The following is a 14,250-nucleotide window of genomic DNA, read 5'->3' as shown; positions in this document are numbered from 1 at the left end:
TTATTCAATTAAATAACAAATAACATGAAATATATGAATTGTCTAATATGTATGCTAATGATATTTGCCGGATGGGGATGTTCGGACGATACGATACAAGAAAATAAAGAACCGATGGTAGCTACTGATGGCGGATACTTGTTTGCTCATATGACTGATGAAAATTATGCCCGTTTATTTTATTCAGTGTCACGTGATGCGTTTCATTGGGAAACATTGAATAAAAAGCGAATCGTGTTGCCGGACTATTGCGGCCATCCGGATATTTGCCAGGGGAAAGACGGTGTCTTTTATATGATTGGTGTACAGCCTAACACGGGGATACCTATATTGTGGTCATCTTCTGATCTGGTAATCTGGAAGAGTGATAAATTGAAAAAGTCTATATTTAATAAAATATCAGATTTGGGGTATAAAAATGAAGAAACCTATTACGGAGCTCCAAAAATGTTTTATGACGAGACTAGTGGACAATATATCATTACCTGGCATGCCGGTAAAACAGGCAATGACGGGGAGCCATCAGAATGGAAGACGAAACGTACCTTTTATATTTTGACATCGGATTTCAAGACTTTCACCGACCCGAAACATTTGTTCAATTTTACGGGTAGTGACGAAGACATGGCAACCATTGATGTGATTATTCGTAAAGTGGGTGATGAGTATTGTGCTCTCATCAAAGATGAACGCTGGCCGGAAGATGCTCCAGAAGTAGCTAAAACGATTCGTATGGCAAAGTCGAAGACATTGACAGGACCATACACCAATCCGGGAGCTCCGATTACTTCATTAAGTGTGTGGCACGAGGCCCCTATACTCGTTCCTACAGTAGATGGTGAAGGATTTTTTCTCTATGCAGAGCGCTATCCGAAGCAATATGACATGTTTAAAGCTTCTTCGATAGACGGTCCTTGGACTGAATGTTATTTTCAAGGTCCCGATGCCCGTCACGGATGCATTGTTCGAGTGAATGAGAAGGTTTATCAAGCTATTTTAAAGGCTTACAAGAAATAAAAAGGACAAATATATTATGAAGAACTATTATATTGTAATATTATTACTTATTTCAGTCTTCGTTGTATCCTGTACGGACAGTGTGGAGAAATATGATAACTGGCCTGAATGGAAAACACAAGACCCGGTCACAGTGGCCGGAGAAAAAATGACCGAGACATATTATACTCATTATGTAGGGAAAAAACTTCATTTGACAAAGGCGGCGGAAGTCGATTTTACAGGATTCGACGCGTTAGAGTTTGCTTTACAACCCCAGTTCTGGGAATTTATGTCGGATACGAAAGCACGTTTTAAAGGCGAAACCGGGGAATATGATTTAATCTATGATGCGACTAATGAATTGCTTTATGTAGAACAACCGGAGAAAGAATATCCCGACGCTCTCTACCTGATAGGCGCTAATCTGGGACATCCCGGTGCTGGCAGAGTCATTTCTGCTACATGGAATCTGGATACACCCGATAATGGGATGACTTGCTGCCGTGTGTCAGACAATGTGTTTGAAATATCAATCTATCTGGCAGAGAATTTTGGTTTTAAACTTTTCAGACATCATGGCTGGGGCACTCATCCAGAGATTGAGATTTGGGCTCAAGACCTTACTTTAGATAAGCCGACATTGGTTCAGGGACTATCTTCCGGTGATTTTGTGGCGGGGCCGTTATTCCAATCAGGTATCTATCGTTTGACGATAGATATGGGTACTCGCACCTTCTCCATGCAACCGCAAAGTGGGCAGTCTTCTGACATGAACTTCATTGTTAATGGTCAGGAAATGGGTATTCTGCCCGGAGTCCCTTCTTTTCTGGGAGTGAAGCTGAATTTACAAAAAGGAAATGTACTGAGTTTTGAGAATTTCGGTGATATCAGCGCAATGATTCAACCTGATTTCTTTGAAAATGCTACTGAAGACCAAGCCGTTTTCCGGGGAATGAGTGGAGAATATAATCTATACTATGATCCGGGTAATAGATTGATTTATGTTGAAAATATCCAGTCGGAATTTCCCGATGCTCTGTGGACTTGTGGAAGCGGATACGGCCATCCGGCTGCTGAAAGCGTAACAGCTCATGGTTGGCAATTCAATACAGGTGACTCCTATCAGTGTGTGAAAGTGGGGGATGGTATTTTCGAAACAACCTTATTTCTGGATAATGATTTTCATCTGTTATTCTTTAAGAAGCGTGCGGACTGGGGTACAGGCATTGGAACCCAGATACTCGATCCGTTACCGGCTAATCTGCTGGATAAGCATTATCAGGTTTCAAATTTGAGTAGCATAGGCAATGGACATTTTACTGGTGACCTTATTCCTGGTAAGGATTTTACTCCCGGAGTGTATCGTCTTCGTATCGACATCAATAAAAAGGTTATTGCAGCAGTCAATAAGATGAACGAAGGCGACGTTAAATCACTTGAATTTAAAGTGAATGGTAAACTGATGCAGCCAAACGGAGCCTCTGATTTATTGGAAGTGGAACTCGCTTTGACACAGGGGCAAACAGTTACGTTTGAAGGATTCTCCTATTTGGGATATATGCTTCAGCCGGAGTTCTTCGAACGGGTCGACGGACAATATAAGTTTAGAGCTGTCAGTGGAACTTATCGCATCAGTTATCGCTCGGATAGAGAATTTATTTATGTAGAAAGAACAGACAAGACAAACTATCCGGATGCGATGTGGCTTACCGGAAATGGTTTCGGGCATCCCAAAACAGACGGTAGTATATGGAGTTATCTGAGTGTGGATGATACCGGATGGGGATTTGCTACTCCCGGGCAATATCTTTGTTGTGCTAAAACAGGTGACGGAATCTTTGAAACAACCTTCTATTTTCACGCTAATTGGGGATGTGTGGCTTTCTATCAGGGAAAACATGTGACTGGAGCCTGGTATTATGCTATCAAATCTTCCGAAGTAAATATTATTTCAACAGATGGCTCCTTTGGACGTGCATGGGGATATGATGCTGACGGAGGGAATGATGTTAATTTTGGAGCTACAATTAATAACATAGATAGCCAATATGGAGTATATCATCTGAAGTGGGATATGAATACAAATACGTGTACCGTTACAAAACTATAGAGTAGGAATTTTTATACAGAAATAGAAAGGTCGGAAATGTAGAAGTACCGGCCTTTCTTTATTAAAATGATAATCTTTGACTATTTTTTTATATATTGCGAAATGATTACAGTGAAAAAAGCCAGATTGTGTTATGTCTTGCTTGGCATATTATTAGGGTGCTCATGTTCGGATGTCAGCCGCGATGAGGCGGCAGAGATGGATCGTTTTGTGACGGAGCTTATGGGGAAAATGACTCTCCATGAGAAACTCGGTCAACTGAATCTACCTTCGGGCGGCGACATGGTAACAGGTACGGTAATGAATGGAGAGTTGAGCGATATGATCCGTAAGCAGGAGATCGGCGGCTTCTTCAATGTGAAAGGTGTCCGGAGAATCAACGCTCTGCAACGTCTTGCAGTGGAGGAAAGTCGGTTGAAAATACCTTTGCTTGTGGGTGCGGACGTCATTCACGGTTATGAAACGATTTTCCCGATCCCATTGGCGCTTTCCTGTAGTTGGGACACGCTGGCCATCGAACGCATGGCACGTATCTCTGCCATTGAAGCCAGTGCGGATGGCATCAACTGGACATTCAGTCCGATGGTTGATATCTGTCGGGATGCCCGTTGGGGACGTATTGCGGAAGGGAGTGGAGAAGATCCTTACTTGGGCTCCTTGATGGCCAGAGCATATGTGCGTGGTTATCAGGGAAACAGCCTGCAAGGAAATGATGAAATCCTTGCCTGTGTGAAACACTTCGCACTTTATGGAGCGTCCGAATCAGGACGTGATTACAATACGGTGGATATGAGCCGCCTGCGTATGTATAATGAATACCTGGCTCCTTACAAAGCTGCCGTTGATGCTGGTGTAGGCAGCGTCATGAGTTCTTTTAATATCATTGACGGTATTCCCGCCACAGCCAACAAATGGTTGCTGACCGATCTGCTCCGGGATGAATGGAGCTTCGGTGGATTACTCGTAACAGACTATAATTCAATAGCAGAAATGGCTTCTCATGGCATTGCTCCCTTGAAAGAAGCCTCCGTGCGAGCCTTAAAGGCCGGAACGGATATGGATATGGTTTCTTGTGGTTTCCTGAATACGTTGGAGGAATCGCTGAAAGAAGGGAAAATAATGGAAGATCAGATTAATACAGCCTGTCGCCGTGTGCTGGAAGCCAAATATAAATTGGGACTGTTCTCTAATCCGTATAAATATGGCGATACCTTGCGTGTCAAGGAGCAACTTTATACGGCCGAACATCGTTCTGCTGCACGTGCAATCGCATCTGAAACATTTGTTCTGCTAAAAAATGAAAATCATCTGCTTCCCTTAGGCTTAAAAGGCAAGATTGCCTTAGTCGGTCCGATGGCAGACGCCCGTAACAACATGTGCGGTATGTGGAGCATGGCGTGCACTGCTTCCCGTCACGGAACATTGTTGGAAGGAATCCGTTCGGCAGCGGGTGACAAAGCTGAAATACTATATGCAAAAGGCAGTAACGTGTATGAGGATGCGGAAATGGAAAAAGCGGCTGCGGGTATTCGCCCGCTTGAACACGAAGATAACCGGAAACTGTTGGATGAGGCTTTACGTGTGGCTTCACGTGCAGACGTTATTGTTGCCGCTTTGGGTGAATGTGCGGAAATGAGCGGTGAATCGGCTTCACGTACCAATCTTGAAATCCCCGATGCTCAACAGAATTTGTTGAAAGCTTTGCTAAAGACGGGTAAACCTGTCGTACTGCTTCTGTTCACAGGTCGTCCTCTGGTACTGAATTGGGAAGATGCAAATGTTCATTCCATATTGAATGTCTGGTTTGGCGGTAGTGAAACGGGAGATGCGGTTGCTGATGTATTATTCGGTAAAGTAACTCCAAGCGGCAAACTGACAACTACTTTCCCGCGTTCAGTAGGACAACTGCCGCTATTCTACAATCATCTGAACACAGGTCGTCCTGATCCCGACAATCGTGTATTCAATCGTTATGCCAGCAATTATCTGGACGAGAGTAATGAACCTCTTTATCCGTTCGGCTTCGGTTTGAGTTATACGGATTTTGTTTATGGAGATTTACAAATCAGTTCGGAAACACTGCCTAAGAATGGTGAACTGACGGCATCTGTCACTGTAACCAACAAAGGAAACTACGACGGCTACGAGACGGTTCAACTGTATCTTCGTGATATTTATGCGGAGGTTGCCCGTCCGGTGAAGGAACTGAAGGGGTTTGAACGCATCTTCCTGAAGAGTGGAGAAAGCTGTGATGTGAAGTTTGTCATCACGGAAGACGATCTGAAATTCTATAATTCAGAACTGCACTATATTTATGAACCGGGAGAATTTGAAATAATGATAGGTACAAATAGCCGGGATGTAAAGACGAAATGTTTTATTGCTAAATGATAAATAATTAAAACCATGAAAAAACTGAAGATTTTATTATTCTTATGTGTTGTCGCATGTACGCTTACGGTACAGGCACAAAAGCAGTTTACCTTAAACTCTCCGGATGGGAAACTTCAAACAACCATTACCGTTGGTGATAAGCTGACTTATGACATCTACTGTAGCGGACGGCAGATTCTTGCTCCTTCTCCGATTTCGATGACATTGGATAACGGAGAAGTCTGGGGAGAGAAAGCGAAGTTGTCCGGCACTTCCGGAAAAAAAGTAGATCAGGTGATTCCTTCTCCTTTCTATCGTGCCGGTGAATTAAGAGACCATTATAATGAGTTGACTCTCCGGTTTAAAAAAGACTGGAATGTAGAGTTTCGTGCATACGATGATGGCATTGCTTATCGTTTTGTCAGCCGTTCGAAGAAACCTTTCAACGTGGTGGATGAAACGGTGGATTATCATTTTCCATCCGATATGATAGCTTCTGTGCCATATGTAAAAACAGGAAAGGACGGTGATTATGACTCCCAATATTTCAATTCTTTCGAGAATACTTATACGACCGATCCATTGTCGAAACTGAATAAAAAACGTTTGATGTTTTTGCCATTAGTTGTGGATGCCGGCAAAGGTGTTAAAGTTTGTATCACAGAATCCAATTTGGAGAATTACCCCGGTCTTTATTTGTCTGCTGCTGAAGGAGAAAATCGGTTGACAGGTAGTTTTGCTCCCTATCCCAAGAAGATGGTGCAGGGCGGACACAATCAACTTCAGATGTTGGTGAAAGAGCATGAAGCCTACATTGCCAAAGTAGATAAACCCCGGGATTTCCCGTGGCGTATGAGCATTGTTACCACTTCCGATAAGGATTTGGCAGCAAGTAACTTGAGCTATTTGTTGGCTGCCCCTTCCCGTCTGACGGATCTTTCATGGATCAAACCCGGCAAAGTGGCATGGGATTGGTGGAACGACTGGAATCTGGATGGGGTTGATTTTGTGACCGGAGTAAATAATCCTACTTATAAAGCCTACATTGATTTCGCTTCGGCAAACGGTATAGAATATGTGATACTTGACGAAGGCTGGGCAGTGAACCTGCAAGCGGATTTGATGCAAGTGGTGAAAGAGATTAATCTGAAAGAATTGGTAGATTATGCAGCTTCCAAAAATGTGGGCATCATTCTTTGGGCCGGTTATTATGCTTTTGACCGTGATATGGAGAACGTTTGCCGTCATTATGCCGACATGGGTGTAAAAGGTTTCAAGGTCGATTTTATGGATCGTGACGATCAGCTTATGACTGCCTTCAATTATCGGGCTGCCGAAATGTGTGCTAAATACAAACTGATTCTCGACCTGCACGGAACGCACAAGCCGGCCGGTATGAATCGTACCTATCCGAATGTGTTGAATTTTGAAGGCGTCAATGGTCTGGAACAGATGAAATGGAGTCCGGCTTCAGTCGATCAGGTGAAGTATGACGTGATGCTTCCTTTCACACGTCAAGTATCCGGCCCGATGGATTACACGCAAGGGGCGATGCGCAATGCTTCGAAAGGTAACTATTACCCTTGCAATTCGGAACCGATGAGTCAGGGAACCCGTTGTCGTCAACTTGCTCTGTACGTTGTATTCGAATCTCCTTTTAATATGTTGTGTGATACGCCGAGCAACTATATGCGCGAACCGGAATCAACAGGATTTATTGCTGATGTTCCGACAGTGTGGGATGAAAGTATCGTGCTTGATGGTAAGATGGGAGAGTATATCGTAACAGCACGCCGGAGTGGAAATGTCTGGTATGTAGGTGGAATCACCGATTGGACGGCACGTGACATCGAAGTGGATTGCTCTTTCCTGGGTGGTAAGACGTATGATGCTACATTGTTTAAAGACGGAGCAAATGCTCACCGGATCGGGCGTGATTATAAATGTGAATCCATCCGGATAAAAAATGACAGTAAGTTGAAGATTCATTTGGCACCCGGAGGTGGGTTTGCTTTGAAGATTAAGTAAACAACCACTTTACACACTACATTGTCTATTAAATCTTGAAATAGATTTGATATATTTGCAATAGGTTAGATAAGGGTGCGTGCAAATCTTTATAAACGAAGAATAACCCTCGTTACAACTATCTGTAGCGAGGGCTATTACATTAAAAAGAGAGTTCTGGCACATTCCTGTCAGATTCTTATAAGCAAGTCGATTGGGAGGATCACCCTGTAATGACGATGATAGGCAGGGAGGTGTCAGGATAAAGCCGCAATACCTGTCCCTATCAAATTGGCATTATTCATGCTTTTGATATCAACCTCTACATCTTCCAAACCAAACAAACTGAAAAGCTCCCGTAATTTTTCCATGACAATCATGTTATAGTTCTTGTCTTTTCTGTTCTTGCTCCAAAAAAGGCTGCCTTCTGCAACCAGGCAAATTTTTCGTATATTCTTGTTGTATGACTTCAACAACATGATAAGCCCTGTCAGTGAAGCTGCAACTAACTGTGCTGATCTACTATATATCCACTGTGCTACTTCTACATACACCTCCTTATAAATATCGGGATAGTTCATAATAGAGGTGAGCTTTTGTGCATCAAACTTTTCTTCGAACTCCTCCAATGGGAAAGTTGCTTTTAGAATATCTCCCAGGTACATACCGGATACAGCTTTTTCGAAACGTTGTTTTCCCGGATTCCCGGAGATTCCATCCATTGTATTATCTACTGCAGTGAGGAACGGCGGATGAAAATTGCCGGATTCCAGATTGACGGGAATCAATCCATCTACTTTATGTGACGGATTTAATTTTTTAATTTTGTCAGCCGGAATAAAAGTTGCCATATTGGTGCCTGTTCCTACAATCAGACCTATATACGCATCGTAACTACTGTCGGTAAGTCCGGCAAATAAACTGGCAACAGTGTCATTGAGCACTTTTATGTTCGTAAACTTGATTTTATTTCTTTCATTCAGATAGTCGAGCAAAGGTTTTCCAACAACTTCTCCGATCATCTCTTTTATATCAACTCCTTTGGTCCAACGTAGCAGTTTGGCATCTCCACCTGGGACGGACTCTGTCGGATAAGAAAAACAATATCCAATTGGCATCTCTTTTTCCCGTTTTATTCCGGTTATCATATCTGCCATTTCTTTGAACAACTCCTCTCGGGTATAACCGGGAGTTTTCATAATCGACATGTCCTTTTTCCAACCATTGTTAGGATGAATGGTGGGAGGCATTTTGCTGAAGTCAACGATTGCTACCCGGTAATTCGTTCCTCCCAAGTCGAGTACTAATGATTTGCCATTGATACCACTTGCTTTCGGAGTGATGAAAGTGGGAATGCATTGTATCTCTGCATTTTCAGTGTTCAAACCTTCTTCTACTTTCGCTTTAAATGAGCGAGCAATTTCTTTGAGCTGCTCATTATTTAACTGAAAAATATTTTTCTCCATGATATTATTTTTATTGTATAGAATATGTTTATGTATGAATAACAACTGAAGAGGAATTTTGCTCGTTAGGTATACGGTATATGGATCCAATCGGATTCCTGGATTTATCTCTTTCTTTTTGCTCTTTTCCTTTTTGCTCTTTCTTAAAAAAATGCTGAATTCAGTTTACTTACGCACACTTTCTCCTGTCGCCTATTTTTCACTTGCATTTCTCATATTCTCATTGTTTTTCGATAAACGAAAGATAATCAAATAGATATATTATGAGAAATACTTTTCAAAACGGCATTTCTCATAATATTACCAGCTTTTTATGCTGAAAATAGTGTATTTCTCATAGACTTTTTTCTTATTCTCATATTCCTTTTATACATTTTCTCTATTTCTTGTTTTTTGTGGTCGTCATTCTGTTCCTCCCAGTCTTTTTCCGGACTGATTGTTATTCTTCCTTTTTTATATAAGTAGGGATATTCCTAAAATAATAAAATTTAAGGCAACTAATTCATTGCGAGTTAGTTGCCTTTTTTGTATCTTTAAGCATTCCCCCCCAAAAACGGTTTGACGGCCAAAACGGGGGGAATTAAAAATAAAAACACATGGTAAAGATACAAAAAATCTCAGAAATCGAACCTTGTTTAGGTTTTACCGAGTTCGATATGCTTAAAAAATATCGTCAAAGTTTTGCAACGAGTGAATTAGGTCGACTCCATTCTCTGTTCCCTTTCTCGGAACTGGCCCGACAAATGCATTTGAAGTCCTCTCCTTTGGGGCGTAAAAGTTATTTTTCTCCCGAAGGTAAAATAGCCTTGATGGTCTTGAAGTCCTATACCAACTTTTCCGATGCACAACTGATTGAGCATTTAAACGGTAATATTCATTACCAGTTATTTTGTGGTATTCAGATTGATCCGCTTCATCCACTGACCAATCCTAAAATCGTCAGTGCAATTCGTCAGGAACTAGCGGATCGCCTTGATATTGAGTCCCTCCAGCTCATTCTTGCCGAGCATTGGAAACCTTATCTTGAGAACCTTCATGTCTGTATGACCGATGCCACCTGTTATGAAAGTCATCTGCGCTTTCCTACTGATACCAAACTCTTATGGGAAGGTATTGTATGGCTTCATCGTCATCTGTGCAAACATTGCCAGACCTTGCACATACAACGTCCCCGTAACAAGTATCTTGATGTACGCCGTGCCTATCTTGCTTATAGCAAACTGCGTAAACGCAAGAAATCACAGACTCGTATGATTACACGAAGGTTACTTCAGTTATTGGAAAAGTTACTTGACCAGCTGGAGCAGCTTCATTCATCCTACAGGAACAGGCTTACACTATCCTCTGATTACCAAAGACGTTTCTCGGTCATACAGACAGTCCTTGAGCAAGGGAAAAATTTATTTGCAGGCAAAAAAGTGTCCAACCGTATCGTGAGTATCGACCGGCATTACCTTCGTCCCATTATCAGAGGCAAGGAAACCAAATCCGTTGAATTCGGAGCCAAAGTCAACAATATACAGATAGACGGAATCTCCTTTATAGAACATATCTCCTTTAAGGCTTTTAACGAAGGAGTACGTTTGAAAGACTGTATTCATCTGCAACAACAACTGACCGGGGTCAGGGTTAAGGCGCTTGCGGCGGATTCAATCTATGCCAATAATGCCAACCGGAAATTTTGTACAAAATATCATATAAGTACTTCCTTTAAGCGTAAGGGCAGAGCTGCCAAAGATGAGCCGCTTCGGAAAATCTTACGGTCGGAACTCAGCCGTGAAAGAGCTACCCGCCTGGAAGGAAGTTTTGGAACGCAGAAACAACATTACTCACTGGCCAGGATAAAAGCTAGAAACAGGAAAACGGAAGTACTTTGGATTTTCTTTGGGATACATACAGCCAATGCGGTATGTATGATAGAAAAGGTCGAAAAGAAAAAAAGAAAGGCAGCATAATCTGACTAAAATAACAGGAAAAACAGGAGAGGTTTTAACTTCCCCTAAAAAAGACATGTACATAATGCAAGGGGGGGAAGGAAAAACAAGAATATGTAAACAATATTATACAAAAAAGATAGAAGATTGGGAGAGTTGAACGAAAAAATCAAGAGAAAAGCTCACGTAAAGCAAAGCTTTTCTCTTGATTTTTTAGAAAGAGGAACATTTACTGAATATCCCTAAGTAACTTTTTATAAAGCAATTACCTTGCCTTACTTTACTGCTTTCCTGTATTAAGTTCTCCTTATCCCTTTATATTTTATCCTAATCATTGTTGTGTTTTGCTATAAGTATTTGTATCGTTTCACTGGAGTGGGCAGATCATTGCACTCTAGTGAACGGTACTGTCTACTCTAGTGCACAGACCTTTCCACTCTAGTGGAACGATATGGCTGCTTATACATAAATATGCTAATGTCTACTCTTTATACTCCGCATGTCCATTTTATAATCTATTATTTAAGTATTACCTGATTACATCTCTAGCTTGGCTTGACTTCATAATAGTCTGATGCTTCCTTTGCCTTGTAGTAGACTCTTTTTTTACTGCGTGTTTCGTTGCAGTCCATGCTAACTATTACGGTTTTGTCGAAGAATAACTTGAATACTCTGCAAAACAAGTAAAAAAGTATTTGGAATCGCTTGGAAAATCTATGAGAAATGTTTTTGAAAGTGATGAAAAGCTATGAGAAATACGTTGTTTTATGGGTAAAACGCTGGTAATACTATGAGAAATGCCGTTTTGAATAGTATTTCTCATAGTGTTATGCATTTGATTTATATATAGTTATTGTATTTACTATGAGAATATGAGAAATGAAAATTGAAAATCGTTTGCAGGAACCTGCCCTGAGCGTTTTTATTTTGATACAATCAGGGCAAACGTCCGCCTGAGTTTAATTCATCAATACATTGCTTTAAGTCGTAAGGACAAATTAGTGTGGATTTGAAAGTTGCCAATATATAGCTATAATAATTTTATGTCTCATACCTATTTCTTTGTCAAAATTGTTTGTTTGCTAAATATAAATTGCTACTTTTGTCGTAGTTTACTTTCGAGCGATGAAGGTAACTTTTTAATATTTTTATTGAGAACGGTTATTTGTTACATTCATATATAAAATCCGCTAAATTTTAACTTTCGTGAATGGAATGAGTGACAAGTCTCGCGCACTTTTGTCTGTATAACCTTGTTATATACTCAGTTGGGCGTGGGGCTATCATTCATGTTCACGAAAGGGGTCTTAGCGGATACCTATATATGGCATGAATAGATAGTTTCCACGTATTCTATGCTAATATCCTAATCTCTTATTCCGTTTAACAATAAATTAACTTCTCGTTCTTTTTCCTTTCTATAACTTCTCGTTCTTCATAATATTTGTATGTATTTTGATCATATGGTACTTTCTTCCTGACTAATGCCACTATGATTCTTATGAGTTTGTTCTTGACATTATTTAAAGCCACTTGAGGCTTCTTTCCCTTACTAATCAGTCTTTGATAGTAATCTCTAATTTCGGGATTATATATTTTGGCTATATGAGCTGCTTGTCCTAATAATGATTTAATAAGTTTATTGGCGAAATGGCTTGTATGAGCAGGTGTATTTACACTCGTTCCGGATTGTTTACCAAAGGGGGCAACTCCATAATAGCATGCAATCTTTCTTGGGTCATATCCGAATTTTTTGAAGTTGTTTGTGTAGACCAACATACAGGTTGCGTTTTGCCTGGCTACGCCTTTTATTGAGGTTATAATAGCATAATTTTCTTTCAGTTCCTCATCCGCCTCTATTATGCTATCAATGGCCTTATCGCATTCGGCAATTGTTTTGTTTATCTCCGCAATAAGGTGTTTGCTCTTGCGGTTGATGAAGGATATTGCTTTTGACTTGTTTGATTGTGATTTGTCCTCTTTTCGTAATTCCATTGCCACTCTTTGCCCAACTAGCTTATGCCTATAGAGGAAAATCTCCCTTAGTTGCGCAAGGGATTCATTCAATGGTTCAAAGGGTACAACCTTGTCCTGTTGCCTCCATGCGTATTCAGCAATGATTGCTGAGTCCGCCTTATCGTTTTTCACACGCTGGATACCACTGCTATGTTTTATGGCGTAAGCGTTCTCAATCCATATGTCATAGCCTTTTCCGTAAAGCCATTTGCTCAGTCCTATACTACATGAACCTGTGTCTTCTCCACAGAATAGCCATTCCTCAGCAATTGTATTCCAAGCGTTTGTTTTAACCCAATTACATAACTTGCGGTAGCCCGTAGTGTTATTTGGGAAACACCCATACTCACGGGAGCCTATTTCGTTCATTCCACATGCGAGAATTATCGTCGCGTCAAGTTTCTCCTTTGAAAAATCAATTCCAATAAATAATTTTTTCATATTTTTGCTGTACTTTTCTAAGACTGGTAAAAGCTGTTTGAACTCTAAACTCTAAATAGGCTCGCAACCTTGATATTCTATCGGAGCTTTGCAGCTTGGCGGAGAGAGGCCGTTACGTGGGCTAGCCTCAAGTGCTTTCTCTTTTATGGTGTCCTCTTCCCGCCTATCAGTCTTTATCTTAATACAACAAAGATAATAAGACTGATATTTTCCTGATAAGATGCGGAGGTAATTATTCGTCTCGCTTGACTTTTTTAAAATAAATTTCCGACCTCTTATCTATTAACTGCAAACTTAGAGCTCTTTCTTTTTTATAAACCCTCGCACCATCGGGAACTGATGCGGTAAATAACGCAACCTATGTACGGAGACTTTAATCGCATTGTTGTCCAGCTGGTTCAGCATCCTGTCATGCACAAACCTCTCTCGGATTTAACCTATACAGAATGTGAACTGGCCTATGCTTTGATAAGTGAATTGATTGATTTGTCAACTGAAGGTGATTATACTTTATTGGACTATATCCAAATGGCTCGCCTGGAGTATTATCTGGGTGAGTTGTCTTGTAAGATCAACTGTAGTAGGGAGGAAACTGCCCTTCATTATGCGGGCGCCCTTCATCTATTAGAAAAAGGCGGCTTTGATTTGGGCATAAAGAAGTGGGTTGAACTTGTCAGCCTGCGGATCGAGAATCCTAAAAAAGAATGATATTCTGATTTTGTATATAGAATCTGATCGGTATCCACTCAGTATTTATCCGGCATATCCATATGGAATAGTCAACCGTTAGACTACTTAGAACAAGTATTCTAGCGGTTGACAATAAATCCTCTTGCTTTTTTCTAATATCTTTTTTCTTGTAGCTTTCTTTTTCTTAGCTGTAATTCGACTGTAATTTCTGTTA

Annotated in this window: 8 protein-coding genes; 6 read left to right on the top strand and 2 right to left on the bottom strand. The window is 40.8% G+C overall.

The window, feature by feature from the left end:
• Nucleotides 1-24 precede the first annotated feature (24 nt).
• The 4 genes from KSX81_RS08335 to KSX81_RS08320 all read left to right on the top strand — a co-directional run bounded on the left by KSX81_RS08335 (nucleotide 25) and on the right by KSX81_RS08320 (nucleotide 7,510).
• Complete coding sequence (locus tag KSX81_RS08335) at nucleotides 25-1,017, top strand: hypothetical protein (protein ID WP_004323727.1); 993 nt, start codon at nucleotides 25-27, stop codon at nucleotides 1,015-1,017.
• Between the two features lie 16 nt (nucleotides 1,018-1,033).
• On the top strand, nucleotides 1,034-3,109 hold the full coding sequence (locus KSX81_RS08330) for a DUF5125 domain-containing protein (protein ID WP_004298977.1): 2,076 nt from the start codon (nucleotides 1,034-1,036) through the stop codon (nucleotides 3,107-3,109).
• Between the two features lie 102 nt (nucleotides 3,110-3,211).
• Nucleotides 3,212-5,500, top strand: coding sequence for a beta-glucosidase BglX (bglX, locus tag KSX81_RS08325; protein ID WP_004323730.1), 2,289 nt, complete (start codon nucleotides 3,212-3,214; stop codon nucleotides 5,498-5,500).
• 15 nt (nucleotides 5,501-5,515) lie between these two features.
• Entirely contained in the window at nucleotides 5,516-7,510 is a 1,995-nt protein-coding gene (locus tag KSX81_RS08320) for a glycoside hydrolase family 97 protein (RefSeq protein WP_004298980.1), read from the top strand.
• 236 nt (nucleotides 7,511-7,746) lie between these two features.
• Here KSX81_RS08320 and KSX81_RS08315 read toward each other — a convergent pair whose 3' ends face one another.
• Nucleotides 7,747-8,955, bottom strand: a complete 1,209-nt coding sequence (locus KSX81_RS08315; protein WP_004298983.1) for a hexokinase — start codon at nucleotides 8,953-8,955, stop codon at nucleotides 7,747-7,749.
• 596 nt (nucleotides 8,956-9,551) lie between these two features.
• Here KSX81_RS08315 and KSX81_RS08310 point away from each other — a divergent pair.
• Nucleotides 9,552-10,910, top strand: coding sequence for a transposase (locus KSX81_RS08310; RefSeq protein WP_217726205.1), 1,359 nt, complete (start codon nucleotides 9,552-9,554; stop codon nucleotides 10,908-10,910).
• 1,362 nt (nucleotides 10,911-12,272) lie between these two features.
• Here the strand turns inward: KSX81_RS08310 and KSX81_RS08305 are convergent.
• On the bottom strand, nucleotides 12,273-13,346 hold the full coding sequence (locus KSX81_RS08305; RefSeq protein WP_008645115.1) for an IS110 family transposase: 1,074 nt from the start codon (nucleotides 13,344-13,346) through the stop codon (nucleotides 12,273-12,275).
• A 360-nt stretch (nucleotides 13,347-13,706) separates the two neighbouring features.
• Between KSX81_RS08305 and KSX81_RS08300 the strand changes: the two genes are divergently transcribed.
• Complete coding sequence (locus tag KSX81_RS08300; RefSeq protein ID WP_004298987.1) at nucleotides 13,707-14,054, top strand: hypothetical protein; 348 nt, start codon at nucleotides 13,707-13,709, stop codon at nucleotides 14,052-14,054.
• Nucleotides 14,055-14,250 lie beyond the last annotated feature (196 nt).

The organism is Bacteroides sp. MSK.18.37 (genome assembly GCF_019129155.2).
Taxonomy (GTDB): domain Bacteria; phylum Bacteroidota; class Bacteroidia; order Bacteroidales; family Bacteroidaceae; genus Bacteroides; species Bacteroides ovatus.
Note: the sequence above shows the minus strand (reverse complement) of the source record. Positions and strands in the feature narration are given on the sequence as shown.